Source organism: Candidatus Leptovillus gracilis (assembly GCA_016716065.1).
GTDB lineage: Bacteria > Chloroflexota > Anaerolineae > Promineifilales > Promineifilaceae > Leptovillus > Leptovillus gracilis.
Genome location: JADJXA010000001.1, coordinates 209,698 through 226,661 on the forward strand (window position 1 = coordinate 209,698; position 16,964 = coordinate 226,661).

Consider the following 16,964-nt stretch of genomic DNA (forward strand, 5'->3'; position numbering starts at 1 on the left):
CTAGGGGGCAACCACACGAAAATCACTGAACTCAACAACGGCCGTGCCCGGTTCAAACGTACTCACCGCCAACCCGACGTCGCCAATGACAAAGGTCGGGTCGGTCACCGTGACGAGGGGAATGCCATTGACCGCCAGACTCAACTCGTTGCCCACACAACTGGCCCGAATCTGATTGGTCGCCAATCCCTGGTTGATGGCCTCGGAGAACTGATATTCGCCATTTTCCGTCAGGTAGGTCACCGTTGGCGAATCGCTGGTGTATTTGCCAACAGCATAATACCCATCGCCGCCAACTAAAAAGACGTAGAAGTTCTGCTCATTTTGATAGCGACAAATAACGCCGTAGGCGTTGTTGTTGGGGCCGCTTACCTGGCGGGCCTGGGTGGTGATGATAACGTCATCGAAACTACGACCCGGGTTGGTCCAGCGCACCTCGCCCGGCTGGCTGGTGCTGATACGCAAAGCTCCCTCGACTATTTCTACCACCGCCCCACCCCGGTTGTACAGCGCCCAGCCACAATTTTGGCTGCCGCCAAAGTCATCGGCAAACAGCGCACCGCCTTCGTTGCATGGAGCAGCTCCACCGCCGCCACCTATGCTGCAAGCCGCCAGCGCCCCCACACCCACAACAGCTAATAGCAAAATCGCTGTCACTCTCCGCATAGATCGCTCCTTTGATTCAGTGTTCAGTGTTCAGTGCGTCCTACCCCTGACAAGTTGCCAATAAGTACTGAACACTGGTTACTGGTCACTGGTTACTGAACACTGGTTACTGAAACCTACCTATTCCCCTTCCGATTGAGTTTGTCCAGCGTCCTCTGCAAGTCCCCTATCTCTTTTTCCAGGTCAGCTTGCTGCCGGGAGGTATATAAATAATAGGCTGTCGCCGCCAACCACGAACCAATAATTAGCAGGGTTACAATGAGCAAATTGGTAAACATAGATTTCTCCGATTAAATTCGCGCACACCCAGAAAATAAAAATTCTTTTCAGAAGTTACACGGAGGTTCACGGAGAAGTCATGGAGATTTTGGAGCAGAAAAATATCTTCTCCGTGTACCTCTGCGCCTTCCCCGTGTCTCTCCGTGTAAGAATTTATAAAGGACATTTTGCTAAGTCTGAACCATACCTCAGCATGATACGGGAAAAGTGTATCCAAAAAGTTCTAAACAAGCATCCACTTTCAGGCCCGTGAATCCCACAATGGCTCGGCGACACCTTTTTGGTGGTTCTCATAGCGGGCCATGACAAATAAGGCGTCGGAAAGGCGATTGAGATAGGGGATGACTTGTTCGCCCACCGCTTCTGCGCGAGATAGGGCAATAACCAGCCGCTCGGCGCGGCGGCAGACGGTACGGGCCACGTGCAGCTGCGCCGCCCCGCCGCTGCCGCCAGGGAGGATGAAGTTTTGCAGCGGGCCGGTAACGGCCGTTATCTCATCAATCATCTCTTCCAACCTTTCTACGTGCCGCGCTTCAATTTGGGGAATGGCAAATTTCGCCTTGTCTGCCTCCAAATACGCCAGGTCTGAACCCAGGTGAAACAGTTCATTTTGCACGGCTAACAACGCCGTCGTCAGGCGTTCACTCAGGCCATGCGTCAGAGCTACGCCGATAAGCGAATTTAACTCGTCCACCGTGCCATACGCCTCAATACGCAGCGATTCTTTAGGCACTCGCTGCCCGCCGGCGAGCATCGTCATCCCATCGTCCCCGTTACGGGTATAAATCTTTGTCAATCTCGGCATGTTGATCCTTATCGCTGTTTTATGTCAATTTCTATTGACAATTGATGGCGTCTTGTTATAATCGCCATTCGTTGATGCGGGGTAGAGCAGAGGCAGCTCGTCGGGCTCATAACCCGGAGGTCGCAGGTTCGAATCCTGTCCCCGCTATTGAAAGCGTTCCTGATGGAGCGCTTTTTTTGTGCCTTGTTTAGGCCGCTGCTTCCATCTTGCCGGCCAGGGCCACATCCAGATTACTAATTGCATTGTCTAGATCATGGGTCACCAGGTCTACACGGACGCGGTTATAGACGTTGCTCCATTCAGGATGGTGGTCCATTTTGTCGGCAGCAATCGCCACCGCCATCATCCAGCCCATAGTTGCCGCAAAAGAGGCGAACTTAAATTCCTTGTGCAGTTTGCCATCCTGCACTGTCCAGCCGGGTAAATCTCGCAAGGCAGTCGCCAGTTCTTCATCATTGAGTTTATGTCGAGCCATTGTATTCTCTCCCATGTAAATCGAACTTCTAGTTCGATACGCGATTTTCCAAATCGCACTACGAGTTTTCACTCGCGGTGGTAGGTTAGCTACGGTTTTTTAACGAACTTCCGCCTGCGTATCGGCTGGTTTATCGGCAATGATCCAGGCGGCAAAACGGCCGTCTCGCTCCACCGTCACCACCAACCCCAACGCCACAGCCATCGCGGCGATTTGCTCCGGGTAATAAAATTTGCTGCGCATCAGGGCCACCTTTTCAGCGACAGCCACAAATTTCACGCTGAGTTTGTGCAAATCTGGCTCTTCGATGACCAACCGCCCGCCCGGTTTTAGGATGCGCGCCAGGTCGGCGATGGCCGCGCGCTGGCTGGCGAAGTGATGGAGGGCATCTACGACCATCACCCGGTCGAAGCTGCCCGCAGCAAACGGCAGCGTTTCCACGCCGCTGATCACCGGGCAGCAGACCGATTTGGCCTGCGCTTCAGCCAGCATCTTGTACGATTCGTCAGCGATGACAAGGTGGTGGACAAACGGCCGTAATTGCCCAGACACCCGCCCCGTACCGCCACCGGCATCCAGCAAGCGGCCAACCACCGGCAAGTTCAGCAGCCGTACCCACCGCTCCGGGTTTGGCGGCGGGATAAATCGTTCGTAAAAGGGGGCCAGTAGGCCAAAGTGATCTAGCATGGGGAATTATGAATTGTGAATTGTGAAGGAGAGAGTCTCTTTCCTTACATAATTCATCATTGTTTTCGATAGCGATAATAGGCCGCACAGGCCCCTTCACCGGAGACCATGGTGGCGCCTAACGGCCGTTCCGGTGTGCATTCCTTGCCAAACGCCGGGCATTCGTTCGGTTTTTTCAGGCCTTGCAAAATCAGGCCAGAAATGCACAACGGCGATTCTTCGGGGTGAATGGCGGCCACGTCGAAGCGGGTTTCGGCGTTAAATTCGGCAAATTCCGGCCGCAGGCCCCAGCCGCTGTTGGGGATGACGCCAATCCCGCGCCATTTGCGGTCCTGTTCCACGAAAACCCGGTTGATGACCGCCTGAGCCGGTTTATTGCCGTCGTAGGTGACAGCACGGCCGTAGCCATTTTCCACCTCACAGCGCCCCTCTTCCAACTGGCGCACCGTTAATAAAATACCCTGCAAAATGTCCAGCGGCTCAAAGCCGGTGATAACCATCGGCGTCTGGTATTGGGCAGCGATGGGTGGGTATTCCCAGTAGCCCATCACCGCGTTCACGTGGCCGGCGGCCAAAAAGGCTTGCACCCGGTTGCGCGGCGAGCCGAGGATGGCGTGCATGGCCGGTGGCACGCGCACATGGGACACCAAAACGGTGAAGTTGGTCACACCCAACATCTGCGCCTGCACCACGCTCATGGCATTGGCTGGGGCTGTCGTTTCAAAGCCGATGGCAAAAAACACCACCTGTTTGTCCGGGTTTTGCCGGGCGATTTTCACAGCGTCCAACGGCGAATAGACGACGCGCACGTCGCCACCGGCGGCGCGCACGGCAAACAAATCTTTCACCGAGCCGGGCACGCGCAGCATATCGCCAAAGGAAGTGAAGATCACGTCCGGGCGGCTGGCGATTTCCAGCCCTTTGTCAATTTGCTCCAGGGGCGTCACACACACCGGGCAGCCAGGGCCATGTACCAGTTCAATTTCTGGCGGCAGCAGTTGGTCTATGCCAAAGTGCATAATGGCGTGGGTTTGCCCACCACAGATTTCCATGATGGTCCACGGCCGAGTAACCACCCGCCGAATTTCGGCCACCGTCTTCTTCACCAACTCCGCATCGCGGAATTCATCCATATACTTCATAGGACCTTCTCAACGCAGAGACGCAGAGAAACTCTGCGCGATCTGCCCGTTTCTAAACACTTATGTCGAGCTGTTCAGCGGCCGTTAGTCCCAATTCTTCGTCAATGTCAGCGATTTCGTTGAGTAGTTTGAGTGTTTCCATGGCCTCTTCTTCGCTGATCTGGCTGATGGCGAAGCCAACGTGGATGATGGTGTATTCACCGATTTTGGCTTCGGGCACATAGGCCAGACACGCCTCGCGGGTGACGCCGCCAAAATCCACTTTGCCCATCGGCAAACCGCCGGCTTCATAAATCTCTACAATTTTCCCAGGTACACCTAAACACATGGTATGCTCCTCGCTAAATACAGGTCAAGCGTCTGATTGACCGACAAATCTTGTTTGCAAATTTTGGGCATGGTTCATTGAACCATGCCAAATGACGATTCCAAAAAACGGGCGATTTCGGGCATATTATGTTCTCTGTTTTGCAGCGGCTACGGCCGTTTGCCCCAACGCCAGCCCACCATCATTCGGCGGGACCTGGCTGTGCAGCAAAACGGTAAAATCGGCTTGCTGCAAAAGCGGTACTGTTTTCTGCAGCAGGGTTACATTTTGCCAGACGCCGCCACTGAGGGCAACTTCGTTTAGATTGTAGCGCGTTCGCAGGTTGTGGCACACGTCCAGCGTCATTTGGGCGACGCCATTATGGAAACGGGCGGCAATCTTGCCAACTGGCGTGTGCTGGCCCAGGTCGGCGAGGATGGCGTGGATGAGGGGAGCCGGATCAATTGTGAATTGTGAATTGTGAATTGTGAATTTGTACGCGCTGGTTTCGCTGGGGTCTACCAGAGCTTCCAGTTCGATGGCCGCCTGGGCTTCGTAGTTGACGGTGTGGCGCACGCCAATAAGGGCGGCCACGGCGTCGAACAGGCGGCCCATACTGGAAGTGGGCGGGGCGTTGACGCCCTTCTCCATTTGCTGCCAGACAACGGGGGCGATTGCGGATTGCGGATTGGGGATTGCGGATTGGAAGAGGAATTCGCCATCCGCGATCCCCAATCCGCAATGGCGCAGCCAGGCCAGGGCGAGACGCCATGGTTCTTGGACGGCTTTGTCGCCGCCGGGCAGTGGGGTGTAGACCAGGTGATACGGCCGTTCATACCCCGCATAATCGGCTATCAGAAATTCGCCGCCCCAAATCGCGCCATCGTCGCCATAGCCCGTGCCGTCGAAACTGACGCCAATCACCGGCCGGTCGCCGGGGTGGCCGTTTTCAGCCAGGCAGGCGGCGATGTGGGCGTGGTGGTGCTGCACGGCAACGGCCGTCAGCCCGTCCCGCGCCGCTCGCTCCAGCGCATAGCGCGTCGCCAGATAATTGGGGTGCATATCATAGGCGATGATTTCTGGCCGCACGCGGAACAGCCTCTCAAAATGGGCGATTCCTGCCTCAAAGGATTGCAGCGTCTCATAATTTTCCAGGTCGCCGATGTGGTGGCTGAGAAAGGCGTAACGGCCGTTGGTGATACAAAACGTGTTCTTTAATTCTGCCCCGGCCGCCAAAATCGGCGGCGCCGGCCAGGGCAGCCGGACGGGGAAGGGGGTATACCCCCGTGAACGGCGAAGTGGGAGCAATTGCGGATTGCCGCTTGCGGATTGCGGAGGGGATTCCGCAATCCGCAAGCCGCAATCTACAATCCGCATCACGGAGTCGTCGCAGCGCACATGAATGTCGCGGTTGTGCATCAGGAAAGCGTCGGCCAGGCCGGCCAACCGCTCGCGGGCCTCGTCGTTGCGATAGGCGATGGGTTCCTCGCTGACGTTGCCGCTGGTCATGACCAGGATTGTGGAGTGCGGAGTGCGGAGTGCGGAGTGGTGGCAGAGCAGGTAATGCAGCGGCGTATACGGCAGCATCACCCCCAAATGTTCCTGACCGGGAGCACAGGCGCGGCTGATGGGCGAATCGGGGCGGCGGCGCAGCAGGACGATGGGACGGGCACGGGAAAGCAGCAGGTCGCGTTCGGCCTGGCTGGCAAAGCAGTGTTGTTCAATGGTCGCCAAATCGGGCATCATCAGGGCGAAGGGTTTGTCGCGGCGCAGTTTGCGGGCGCGGAGGGTGGATACGGCCGTCTCGTTCAACGCATCACACGCCAGATGAAAGCCGCCCAACCCTTTAATCGCCAGGATTTTACCTTCCGCCAGCAGCCGCTGCGCCATCACCAGTGCGGAATGGGGAGTGCCGAGTGCGGAATATTCTGCCATTCCGCGTTCCGCGTTCCGCACTCCCGACTCCAGCCACACCTGTGGCCCGCAAACGGGGCAGGCCACCGGCTGCGCGTGAAAACGGCGGTCGCGGGGGTTTTCGTACTCGCGGCGGCAGTCGGGGCACATCATAAAAGGTGACATTGTAGTCAACGGCCGATCATACGGGATGTCTTGAATAATCGTAAAACGGGGTCCGCAGTTGGTGCAGTTGATGAACGGGTAGCGATAACGACGGTCGGCCGGGTCGAACAGCTCGCGCAAACAGTCGTCGCAAATGCTCACGTCGGGCGAGATAGGTTGGAACGCGCCGCTGATAGCCTCAGAGTGAACGATCGCGAAAGTGGTGAAGCCGTTGGGAGGGATGGATACGGCCGTTACCTCATCAATTTGCGCCAGCGGCGGCGCTTCGGTGCGGATGGCCTGCACAAAAGCGTCCAACGCCTCCGGCGCGCCATCCACCTCAATATCCACCCCGGCCGACGTGTTGCGCACCCAACCGACCAGGCCATACTGCTCCGCCAGGGCAAACACAAAGGGCCGGAAACCGACCCCTTGCACAATGCCATTGACATGAATACGTTTGCCCTGCTGGTTCATCATCTCTGTTTATGCACCACTGTGATCATCTTGGGAATGATAATTAAATAACACACGGAAGATTTGTCCAATCTAAACGTGTAAACTATTCAAATCTCGTTCCTGGGTGCTGATTGGGCTGTTAACCAAAAAATGTGACGCCGGGTTTTTCGTCGTGGTGGTGATGAGCGTGGATGCGTCGCATATCGCTGCTTAATGTCCCGCCCTGATAGAGGCGCAGCGCCTGTTCAATCTGCTTTTCGCCGGTGAGAATGACTGTCAGGCCCATCGTTTGTAGGCGGTCGTAGGCGGGCTGGCCCATGCCGCCGGCAATGAGTACCTGGCAGTCGGCGATCAGCGCAAATTTGTCATCGTGAGAATGATGGTCGTGGTTGTGGTCATGGTCATGATTGTGGTCATCGTGTTCATCACGGCCGTTGCTCAGGCTGCCGCGTAGTTCAGTCTGGATTTCGGCGTCATCACCCAGGGTAAACACTTTGAAAGCCTGCGCCCGACCAAAATGGGCGTTAATGGTTTGCCCATCATTTGTGGGTAAGGCGATTTTGAATGTTGGCATATCTGCTCCTATAGAATCTGTAGAATCTGGTTTTGTGAGTGTATCAGTTGTTATGTGACCATTGGGCGTGGTAAGGGAACGGCCGTATCCCAAATGCCCGCTTCTACCGGGTTGGCCCGGCCGATGGTTCCAGGTAATCGGCCGCCGCCCATCCTTCCGTGCCATCTTCCAGGCGGATATTCCACCAGAGCAGTTCATTGCCTTGTTCTGGCCCGCCCAGCACAAAGACAATGGCCCCCTCTTGGGCGATGGTGATGGCGGCGTTGTTGGTGCTGGGGCCACCGCGTACAGTCACCCCCACACCGGCGGTGTTGGCGACGCGCGCGTAAAAGTCTGACTGCACCTGATCGGGTGGCACAGAAAAGTCGCGGGTAGCCACCGGCGTGGTCGTGGGGATGGGGGTGGGCGTGGGCAAGTTCGGCGTAGCCGTAGCTGTCGGGCTGGGCGGCGCAGTCAGAACGATGATCGTTGGCGTCAGGGGGGCGACGGCCAATGGTGGGCGCAGCAAGAAGCTGCTGGCAATAGCGTAAGCCAGACCCACACCCACCAGGGTAACGACCACGCCCAGGCCCAACCAAAGCCAGGGAATGGGTTCGGCGTCGTCGCGGCGCTGCCGCCGCGGCCGTTTATGGGTTAGTTTGCTGTCCGGATCACGTGGGTCCGGGGGAACCTGATATCGAGCCATGCACTCTCCGGTTGGTTGGTAGTTGTCAGCGTATAGTCGGTAAGTGGGCAAGCCAGTTTATTGGCGATTTTCGGTAAAATTTGCCCATTTAAACAGCGACGACCAGCAGCGTTACATCATCAAAGGGGGCGGCGTCCAGCGAAAAGTGGTCCAGATCGGCGACGATGTGTTGGACGAGGGCTACGGCCGTTAACCCGCCCCCATTCTCAATTGCCGCCCACAGCCGCTCATAGTCATACCGCTGCCCGGCCGGGTTGACGGCGTCCGGCACGCCATCGCTGAAGATGATCAGCCGGTCGCCGGGCTGCAAATAGATTGTGTCTTCCACCAGGGTCAGCTCGTCGAACATACCCAGGAAACGGCCGTCGGCCGGCAGCGCCCGCAGCCCTTCACCAGGACGATAGAGCAGCGGCCGTTCCTGAGCCGCCCGCACGTAGGTTAAACGGCCACTGGGCCGGTGCAGCACGCCATAAAAAGCCGTCACAAAAATATCATCGGTCGCCGACACATCCATGATACCCCGATGAACGGCCAGCGCCACCTGCGCCGGCGACAAGGAATGTTTGCCTTCCTGCAAAAAGAGCGTGCGCGACACGGCCATAAACAACGCCGCGTGAAAGCCCTTGTCGGCCACGTCGGCCAATACCAGAGCCACATATTCGTCGTCCAGCACCGCCACATCGTAAAAATCGCCGCCCACCTGGCGCGCCGGTTCGATATAAGCCGCAAACTGGTAATCGGCAAAATCGGGCAGGCTATCTGGCAGCAAACTGCGCTGCACCTGGGCCGCCAATTCCATCTCGCGCTGGATGCGTTCGTTTTCTAGCAATCTGGCCTGGGCCGCCTGGAGATCCTGAAAAGCCCGCTGCAAAGAAGCGTTTTTCTCGTTTAATTCTTCGATGGCTGCCCGGTCAATGGTGCGCGAGCTTTCCAAAATTTTGCGCAGCATGGCATAGGCGACGGCCGGGCTGTGCATCACAACCTGATCAAAGACCGCTTCGTCCACTTCCAACACGGTTGTTTCCACCAACGTGGTGCAAGTTGCCATGCGCGGCGTGTCGTCAATCAGGCTCATCTCGCCAAATGTCTTATTGGGACCAACAAAGCCGAGCAGCCGTTCGGCGCCATTTTCTATTACCTGGGTTACGGCAACACGGCCGTCTACAACCAGATACAGCGTGTGTTCGATTTCACCCTGGCGGGTCAGCACCGTGTTGGGTGGGTATGTCACCTTGCGGGCCACTGCCCGCAGCGCCTCCAGACTGGTCTGGTCTACGTCACCAAAAGCGCTTTTTAAGACGAGGGTTTGCACGGTAGATGAACTCATGCGCTTTTTTCCCGGATAAAGGCTAGAAACTGCTCCACAGGCCAGGTATTCACCACCGCGCCCGGCGTGACCCAACCGCGCTGGGCCACGGCCACGCCGTAGTGCCGAAAGGCAAAGTGGTCAGGATGGTGGGCGTCGGTGTTGATGGCGATTTTTGCGCCTAGTTCGATGGCCCGGCGCGCATGGCTGTCGCGCAGGTCCAGGCGGTGGGGGTTGGCGTTAATTTCCAGGATGGTTTGGGTGGAAACGGCCGTTTGCAGCACCACCTCCATGTCCAAATCCGCGCCGGGACGGTCTGGCAGCAGCCGGCCGCTGGGATGAGCGATCATGTCCACGTGCGGGTTGCGGATGGCGTTTAGCAGCCGTTGGGTGATCTGCTCGCGTGGCTGACTGAGGCCGGTATGTAGACTGGCGATGACAAAATCCAGCTCGGCCAACACCTCGTCAGGAAAGTCCAGCGAGCCATCGGCCTTGATTTCCATTTCTGTGCCGTGCAGCACGCGGAAATCGGGGCCAAGCGCGGCGTCGGCGGCGCGCACTTCGGCGGCCTGCTGACGCAGCCGTTCCACCGACAGGCCGTTGGCGATGCCCAAACTGGCGGAATGGTCGGTGATGACGATGTAGCGCAGTCCCTGGTTTTTAGCGACCTGGGCCATTTCCAGGACGCTCAGTTTGCCGTCTGACCAGGTGGTGTGCATGTGCAGGTCGGCGATAATGTCGTCTAGTTGAACAACCTGGGGCAGACGGCCGTTAATCGCCGCCTCAATTTCCCCGGCATCCTCGCGCAAGGTGGGCAAAATGTAGGGTAAACCCAGGGTGGCGTAAATCTCTTCTTCAGTGGCGCACAGGATTTCTGGACGGCCGTCTTCCGGCGTGGGTGTGGGCGTAGGGGTGAAGGCGTGTTCGTTCAGGCTGAGACCTTGTTTGAGGGCCAGTTCGCGCAGGCGCACGTTGTGGTTTTTGCTGCCGGTGAAGTAAGACAGCAGCGTGCCCCAGCGTGCGGCGGGCAAAACACGCAAATCCACCTGGACGCCGTTGTGCAAAACGACGCTGGATTTAGTGGGACCATGCCCGGAAACCGACTCCACCTGGGGCAGACCAACAAAGGTATCCATGATGTGGGCCGATTCGTCGGCGGCCACCAGCAAATCTATATCGCCAATGGTTTCACGCATCCGGCGCAGGGAACCGCCTACGGCCGTTTTAGTCACGCCCGGCAGTTCGGCCAACACAGCCAAGATTTCCCGCGCCAGCGGCCACGCTTCGCCCAGAGGGATACGGCCGTCGCCGTGCCGTGCCAGGGCTTCAATGGCGGCCGCCAGTTTAGCTTCCGATTTCGCCCCCAAACCGGGCAGCTCGCGCAGTTTGCCGGCTCTGGTCGCTTCCGTCAGTTCGGCCAGCGTGGTGATGCCCAGAGCGTCATAGATTTGTTTGACGCGCTTGGGACCCAAACCTTCCACGCGCAGCATGTCTACCAATGAAGGGGGAATCTCCTCGGCCAATCGTTCATAAAACGCCAATTTGCCGGTGGTGAGCATCTCTTCGATTTTCTCGGCCAATGTTTTGCCGATGCCCGGAATCTCCACCAACGCACCCTCAGCGTACACCTGGTTCAGGTCCCGCCCCAGCGCTTCAATGCTTTCGGCCGCCCGCCGGTAGGCCAGCACGCGGTGAATCTGATCGCCGCGAATCGCCAGCATTTCGGCAACCATTGTAAAAGTATCGGCCACGTCACGATTTTTCATCATGGCCCTGATTATACCGCGAAAGCGCCGCTATGAAATAACCCCCAGAACAAGAAGGAAATGTCACCCAAAAGCCACTTAATGAACACTTGAATGTGTCGTTTGTCGCTTTTGCTTTCCTTTGTTAACATAGCAACCCAACTATTTCCTGAAAGCTCCCAACATTACAGCACCATTTTATTGTCTATCTCGACAAATAGGAGGAGAGATATGAAAAGCAGATATGTGTTATTGGTTGCTATCCTGATCTTTGGGGTAGCCCTGGTGGCGTGTGACGCGCAGACGGCACAACAAGTGCAAGATGCGGCCCAACAAGTTGCACCCACCGTTCAGGCGGCCGCTGAGGCAGTTGCGCCTACTGTCCAGGCGGCCGTGGAAGAACTCGCCCCAACGGCGGAAGCGCTGGTTGGCGAAGTCACCGGCGCTACAGAAGAGCCGGCCGAATTTGTGCCGACGTCTGTGGCCGCAGAGAACTGCGATTACGGCGGCAAGATTTTGTCCATTGAAGCAGTAGATGAATTGACCGTACAGTTCAACCTGTGCAAGACAGACCCCGCTTTCCTGGCCAAAATCGCCTTCACCCCCTTTGGCATTCAGCCGTCTGAGTGGATCGAAGCCAATGGCGGCACCGGGTTACTGCTGGAAAAACCCATCGGCACCGGCCCGTACATGTTGGACCAATGGGTACGCGGTGATTCGATCATCTTCAAGCGTTTTGCCGATTATTGGGGTGAATCAGCAGCGGCGGAAACGGCCGTACTCCGTTGGGGTACCGAAGGCGCCGCCCGCCTGTTGGAACTGCAAGCCGGCACGGTAGACATGATCACCAACGTCAGCCCGGATGATATTCCCGGCGTGTTGGCCGATCCCAACCTGCAACTGCTGCCCAGCGGCAACCCCAATGTCTTCTATGTTGGCTTCACCAACACCTTTGCCCCCTTCGACAACCCAGAAGTGCGCCAGGCCATTGCCATGGGCATAGACAAGCAGCGCATCATTGACAACTTCTACCCCGAAGGTTCGCAAGTAGCCGATTTCTTCACCCCCTGCTCCATTCCCAACGGCTGCGAGGGCGACCCCTGGTATGAGTTTGATCCCGTCGCCGCCAAAGAGATGTTGGCTGCCGCCGGCTATCCCGATGGCTTTGAGACCACCATCTACTACCGCGACGTGTTCCGCGTTTACCTGCCGGAACCCGGCCTGGTAGCGGTAGAACTGCAAAGCCAACTGCAAGATAACCTGGGCATTACTGCCAGGGTCGAAGTCATGGAATCGGGCGCGTTCATTGACGAATCCACCAGCGGCCGGTTAAATGGCATTCACCTGTTGGGCTGGGGCGCCGACTATCCCCACGTCACCAACTTCCTGGACTTCCACTTTGGAGCCAACAACACCCAGTTTGGCAACCCGCACCCGGAAATCTATGAAATCTTATTAGAAGGCGCGCAAATCGCCGACGTGGATGAAGCCGCCCCATTGTATGCTCAGGCCAACAACGCCATTCGCGAACTGGTTCCGTTGATCCCAGTCGCCCACGGCGCCTCGGCTGATGCGGCCCTGGCGACTGTGAGCGGCGCTTACGTGCCGCCCTTTGGCGCGACCCAGTTCTACAAACTGGATCCCGGCAAAGACACACTGGTCTTTATGCAAAATGCCGAACCGATCAGCCTGTTCTGCGCCGATGAGACAGATGGGGAATCGTTACGGCCGTGCCAACAAGTGGTAGAAACACTGCTTGAGTACATGGATGATTCCGGCGAAACCCAACCCGAACTGGCAACCGCCTGCACCAGCAATGAAGACGCCACCGTCTGGGTTTGCACCCTGCGCCCCGGCGTCCTCTTCCATGATGGCTCCCGGTTCGACGCCAATGACGTCGTCGCTTCCTGGGCGGCCGGCATTGACGCCTCTAACCCCAACCACGTCGGCAATACGGGCAGCTTCGACTACTTCTCTTACTTGTGGGATGGGTTCATTAACGCTGTTTTAGAAGAATAATATCCACCCCTTGAACTAGATTCCTGCCTAAAATGCGGGATGGCATCACAACTTTATCGCCGCTATGCCATCCCGCATTTTTCTTATGTTGGGCAGCTAACCTGCACCATGATTCAATACACGATTCGCCGCATCTTATTAGCCATACCGGTCATCTTTGCTATCCTGGTAGTGACCTTTACCCTGGCCCGCGCCATTCCTGGCGATCCCTGCAAGGCCATCTTGGGCGAAAAGGCAACAGCGGAAGCCTGTGATCGTTTTACAAAAGATTTTGGTCTGGATAAGCCGGTTTACGAGCAATTTATCATCTACGTCACCAAGATGCTCCAGGGTGATCTGGGCAAGTCTATCCGTTTCGGCCGGCCGGTCCTCACCATTTTATTAGAGCGCCTCCCCACAACCATTGAGTTGGGCCTGGCGGCCATGTTTATTGCGGCGATTGTGGGCATACCGGCCGGCATACTTTCGGCCGTGCGGCGTAATTCGATCATTGACGTCACGACGATGATCGGGGCCAACATTGGGGTTTCGCTGCCTGTGTTCTTTTTGGGGCTGTTACTGATTTATTTGTTTGCGGTAGTCCTAAAGGACACACCGTTTTCCTTGCCCCCCTCTGGCCGCCTCTCCCCCGGCGTTTCACCCGTCCCGTTTTATGAGGTGTATAACCTGACGGTGGTGGAGGGCAGCGTCCGGCAGCAGTTTTTCAGTTTTCTCGCCAAGCATTACGTGTTTAATTCGCTCATTACCTTCGACTGGAAAGTGTTGAACGACGCGCTGCGGCACCTCATTCTGCCGGCCGTGGCGCTGAGTACCATTCCACTGTCTATCCTGGCCCGGATGACCCGTTCCAGCATGTTGGAAGTGTTGGGGTTGGATTATATGCGCACCGCCCGTGCCAAAGGATTAACCGAACGTACCGTCGTCTTGCGGCATGGGCTGCGCAACGCCCTTTTGCCGGTTATCACCGTAGCCGGGCTGCAACTGGCGGCTATCTTAGGTGGTGCGGTGTTAACAGAGACCATTTTTGGACTGGCCGGCGTTGGCCTGAGCGTCTACGAAGCTATCACCTCGCGTGATTTTCCCATCATTCAAGGGTTTGTCATTGTGATTGCCCTGATTTACGTGACGTTCAATCTATTGGTAGACCTCTCCTACGCAGTCCTTGATCCGCGCATTCGGCTTGACTGATCTTTTTACGGCAGCTTCCGCAAAGGCGACCAATGACCACTTTTACACGACTGGACAAGTAACATGGCGAACGTAGTTGAGCTTCCTAATGAACTAATCCTCCCAGAAGAATCGCCCAGTTTGTGGCGCCTGACTTTGCGCCGGTTGCTGCGCCAACGTTCGGCCATATTTGGGTTAAGCATTTTGGCAGTGCTGATTTTTGTGGCGACTTTTGCCCCCCTCATTGCCCCTTATGACCCCACGGAAGTCCTCATCGGCAAAGAAGATGTGCGTAAGCGAGAAGCACCCTGTATTCATCTGTTGGGCTGCCCCCCGGAAAAACCACAGCATCTGATGGGCACGGATGGCAACGTGCGCGATATGTTTAGTCGCATTGTCTATGGCACACGTATCTCTCTGCAAATTGGCCTGATCGTGGTGTTTATTTCCTCGACTTCGGGCATTGTGTTGGGGTCTATTGCCGGTTATGCCGGTGGCTGGATTGATAATTTGATTATGCGCCTGATGGACATTGTGCTGGCCTTCCCTTTCTTTTTGCTGGCGATTGCTCTGGTTTTTGTCTTAGGCCCCAGCCTGAGCAATGCGATGCTGGCTATCGCCATTATCAGTATGCCCACCTATGCGCGGGTGGTGCGTTCGACGGTGCTGTCTATTCGGGAAATGGACTATATTCAGGCGTCGCGGGCTTTGGGGGCGACGGATTTAGACATTTTATTCAAGCGTATTTTGCCAAATGCGATGCCGCCATTGATTGTGTTGGCAACATTGGGTATTGCCACGGCAATTTTGGATACAGCCGCGTTGTCTTTCCTGGGGTTGGGCGCGCAGGAACCGATGGCGGAATGGGGCACGATGTTGGGGCGGGAGCGAAACCAGATTTTTAGCGCGCCACACCTGGTATTGATCCCCGGTTTTATGATCTCGATTACCGTTTTGGCCTTTAACCTGTTGGGGGATGGGCTGCGAGATGCTTTGGACCCAAGATTGATGCACAATCAATAGTCATGACCAGATCTTAGACGTTCAGGGTGGGTAACGGCCGTTCCCCGGACCATCTTCCCACCTTTAAACGTGACATAATTCTTGACTCCACATAATGTATGGCTATAATGTGAGTTATGTTAGCTTACGCAAAGGCGTTGTTGGTCATGCCTGCGTGGCTGCGGGCGTGGCTGCAACAATTTCTGTCGCTCTTAGGGATTCTAAGCCCGCAGCAAATTGCCTTAGGCGTTTTAAAAGGCTCTTTCGACACCCTGCTTCTTGTTTTGCTGGGCTTTGGCTTCGTCGCCGGAGGGCGCATGGTGATGGACAGCCAATACACACTGCCCAGCTCTATCCAGACAACCGCTCTGAAATGGGCGCCCATCGCTGACCGCATTGCCCGCAAGGCAGACATCCCCCGGGAAGTACCATTGGTCTTGTGGTTCAAAGAGAACAGTATGTTGGCCGTTAATCCCGACAATTGCACAGGCATCGTTGGCGCGTATGATTTGGTACGTTCTGGTGAACGCCCCTGCTTCGCGCCTGGCCCCATTTCAGACATTGAAGTGGCCGAGCAGTTGGTAATTGCCGCCAGCGAATTTAAGAAGCGCTGCCCGGACATCACCTATTACACCCAAAACCCGGACATGATCAAACGCTGCTACTTTGCCTATAATGCCGGGATGGGCGCGGCCGCCCGGCTGGACGCCAACCAATCAGCTTATGTCATGAACAACTACGACGCAGCGCACACCAACATGGTGTACTCCGACGTGGAGTTAGGCACGGTGGTGGTAAAACAGTTAGGGGCATGGCCAACCCATCTGGCGATGCAGAGTTTGGTGGTGTCGCAGTTAGACGTGGCCGGGGAGGAACGGCCGTTCTCCCTGGCAATTCTTGATGTCAGCACCCGCCTCTACGACTGGGCCAGCACTTCCGCCGCCAAACTGAGCAATACCGTCTGGGGTGTGGATGGCGAAATGGCTTTCCCGGCCAGCCGCAGCCTGGATCAAGAAGCGTGTATTGGCAAAGCCCATACGCTGGGCAACATCACGTTACGCCCCCGCCTGAACCCGGTCGCATTTGCCCCTACGCTGACTCAGGACGTGCATGGTTGCAGCTACAGCCTGCCCGGCGTAGATATTTCCAGCAGCGACAGCACAGCTATTTTGCAAGCGCCCATGCCCGGTGAGGTTTCCACCTTCACCGACCGTTGGTACAACACAACCATTCGCATTGAAAATGACGAATGGATTGTTTGGCTGCTGCACCCCCGTTCCTATTTGATCGAAACCGGTCCTGTCAAACGTGGGCAGGCGGTCGGCGTCATGGGCGCGGTCGGCTACGCCACAGGACCCCACGTCCATTACACCATTTTCGATAAGGTGAACGAAACGTTTGTTGACCCGCAGGAATTTTTACCCTGACCCGGTAGAGAAGAGAAGCAAGGAGTATCATTATGAACCTGGATTTAGGACAACTGTTGCGGTTTATTCCTCTGGTCGTCGGGCTGATCTTGGCTTACCATCTGATTTTCAAGGTTCAGCTTCCCAGCAAAGGCATATGGTCCATTATCACCTATGTCATT

Annotated in this window: 16 protein-coding genes and 1 tRNA gene; 5 read left to right on the forward strand and 12 right to left on the reverse strand. The window is 56.4% G+C overall.

Annotated features, from left to right (window positions below; all coding sequences use genetic code 11):
• The 3 genes from IPM39_00955 to IPM39_00965 all read right to left on the reverse strand — a co-directional run bounded on the left by IPM39_00955 (position 1) and on the right by IPM39_00965 (position 1,750).
• Positions 1 to 666 carry a hypothetical protein gene (locus IPM39_00955; GenBank protein MBK8984644.1) on the reverse strand — a complete coding sequence of 222 codons (666 nt, stop codon included), beginning with the start codon at positions 664 to 666 and terminating at the stop codon, positions 1 to 3.
• A 116-nt stretch (positions 667 to 782) separates the two neighbouring features.
• Positions 783 to 944 carry a hypothetical protein gene (locus IPM39_00960; protein MBK8984645.1) on the reverse strand — a complete coding sequence of 54 codons (162 nt, stop codon included), beginning with the start codon at positions 942 to 944 and terminating at the stop codon, positions 783 to 785.
• A 242-nt stretch (positions 945 to 1,186) separates the two neighbouring features.
• A complete protein-coding gene (locus IPM39_00965) occupies positions 1,187 to 1,750 on the reverse strand; it encodes a cob(I)yrinic acid a,c-diamide adenosyltransferase (protein MBK8984646.1) in 564 nt (187 codons plus the stop codon).
• A gap of 75 nt (positions 1,751 to 1,825) precedes the next feature.
• On the opposite strand from IPM39_00965, the gene IPM39_00970 reads away from it, so the two are divergent.
• Positions 1,826 to 1,897 (forward strand) — tRNA-Met (locus IPM39_00970).
• Positions 1,898 to 1,937: 40 nt separating this feature from the next.
• On the opposite strand, the gene IPM39_00975 is transcribed toward IPM39_00970, so the two are convergent.
• The 9 genes from IPM39_00975 to polX form a co-directional block, all read right to left on the reverse strand.
• Entirely contained in the window at positions 1,938 to 2,225 is a 288-nt protein-coding gene (locus IPM39_00975; GenBank protein ID MBK8984647.1) for a 4a-hydroxytetrahydrobiopterin dehydratase, read from the reverse strand.
• Positions 2,226 to 2,324: 99 nt separating this feature from the next.
• The gene (locus tag IPM39_00980; GenBank protein MBK8984648.1) at positions 2,325 to 2,912 is read right to left on the reverse strand and encodes a class I SAM-dependent methyltransferase; all 588 of its coding nucleotides are present in this window, start codon (positions 2,910 to 2,912) and stop codon (positions 2,325 to 2,327) included.
• A 56-nt stretch (positions 2,913 to 2,968) separates the two neighbouring features.
• A complete protein-coding gene (gene hypD / locus IPM39_00985) occupies positions 2,969 to 4,054 on the reverse strand; it encodes a hydrogenase formation protein HypD (GenBank protein MBK8984649.1) in 1,086 nt (361 codons plus the stop codon).
• 52 nt (positions 4,055 to 4,106) lie between these two features.
• A complete protein-coding gene (locus tag IPM39_00990) occupies positions 4,107 to 4,382 on the reverse strand; it encodes a HypC/HybG/HupF family hydrogenase formation chaperone (protein MBK8984650.1) in 276 nt (91 codons plus the stop codon).
• A gap of 126 nt (positions 4,383 to 4,508) precedes the next feature.
• Positions 4,509 to 6,899 (reverse strand): carbamoyltransferase HypF, encoded by a 2,391-nt coding sequence (hypF, locus tag IPM39_00995; protein ID MBK8984651.1) that lies wholly within the window; start codon positions 6,897 to 6,899, stop codon positions 4,509 to 4,511.
• Positions 6,900 to 7,017: 118 nt separating this feature from the next.
• Entirely contained in the window at positions 7,018 to 7,452 is a 435-nt protein-coding gene (locus tag IPM39_01000) for a hypothetical protein (protein ID MBK8984652.1), read from the reverse strand.
• Between the two features lie 103 nt (positions 7,453 to 7,555).
• Positions 7,556 to 8,137 (reverse strand): SH3 domain-containing protein, encoded by a 582-nt coding sequence (locus tag IPM39_01005; protein MBK8984653.1) that lies wholly within the window; start codon positions 8,135 to 8,137, stop codon positions 7,556 to 7,558.
• An 88-nt stretch (positions 8,138 to 8,225) separates the two neighbouring features.
• On the reverse strand, positions 8,226 to 9,464 hold the full coding sequence (locus IPM39_01010; GenBank protein ID MBK8984654.1) for a SpoIIE family protein phosphatase: 1,239 nt from the start codon (positions 9,462 to 9,464) through the stop codon (positions 8,226 to 8,228).
• Positions 9,461 to 11,212, reverse strand: coding sequence for a DNA polymerase/3'-5' exonuclease PolX (polX, locus tag IPM39_01015; GenBank protein ID MBK8984655.1), 1,752 nt, complete (start codon positions 11,210 to 11,212; stop codon positions 9,461 to 9,463). Before polX ends, IPM39_01010 begins: the two co-directional genes overlap by 4 nt.
• A gap of 207 nt (positions 11,213 to 11,419) precedes the next feature.
• On the opposite strand from polX, the gene IPM39_01020 reads away from it, so the two are divergent.
• From IPM39_01020 to IPM39_01035, 4 genes are all read left to right on the forward strand, one after another.
• On the forward strand, positions 11,420 to 13,207 hold the full coding sequence (locus tag IPM39_01020) for a peptide ABC transporter substrate-binding protein (GenBank protein MBK8984656.1): 1,788 nt from the start codon (positions 11,420 to 11,422) through the stop codon (positions 13,205 to 13,207).
• Between the two features lie 108 nt (positions 13,208 to 13,315).
• Positions 13,316 to 14,395 carry an ABC transporter permease gene (locus IPM39_01025; GenBank protein MBK8984657.1) on the forward strand — a complete coding sequence of 360 codons (1,080 nt, stop codon included), beginning with the start codon at positions 13,316 to 13,318 and terminating at the stop codon, positions 14,393 to 14,395.
• A 63-nt stretch (positions 14,396 to 14,458) separates the two neighbouring features.
• A complete protein-coding gene (locus IPM39_01030; GenBank protein MBK8984658.1) occupies positions 14,459 to 15,397 on the forward strand; it encodes an ABC transporter permease in 939 nt (312 codons plus the stop codon).
• 116 nt (positions 15,398 to 15,513) lie between these two features.
• The gene (locus IPM39_01035; protein ID MBK8984659.1) at positions 15,514 to 16,803 is read left to right on the forward strand and encodes a M23 family metallopeptidase; all 1,290 of its coding nucleotides are present in this window, start codon (positions 15,514 to 15,516) and stop codon (positions 16,801 to 16,803) included.
• Positions 16,804 to 16,964 lie beyond the last annotated feature (161 nt).